Origin of the sequence: Rhizobium ecuadorense (assembly GCF_001187535.1) — a bacterium.
GTDB classification, from domain to species: Bacteria; Pseudomonadota; Alphaproteobacteria; order Rhizobiales; family Rhizobiaceae; genus Rhizobium; species Rhizobium ecuadorense.
Map to the genome: position 1 here is coordinate 1 of NZ_LFIO01001420.1, position 264 is coordinate 264.

Sequence of the window (264 nt, forward strand, 5' to 3'; positions counted from 1 at the left end):
AAGTGGCCTTGGCGACCGTTTCCTTCTGCTCAGGTGTCAGTTTGAAACCCAGACCATCCAGCGCCGAAAAGAGTTGTTCCTTGCTGTCGAAGCGGGTGTTGAGGACGGAGCGGTTGAACTGTTCGGAAATCTGCTTGACGTCGCGCGTCGAAGGCCGGTCGGCAAGATCCTTGAGCATGCGCTCGACGTCGCGGCGTGCCGTGAACACCTCACCTGCATGTTTGGCGCGCAATTCCCCAGCAATCCCCGGCGCAAGACCGAGAC

1 pseudogene is annotated in these 264 nt (G+C 59.5%); it reads right to left on the reverse strand.

Annotated elements, in window-relative coordinates:
* Positions 1-264: pseudogene (locus AF337_RS29965) on the reverse strand (sugar ABC transporter permease); the annotation flags it as partial.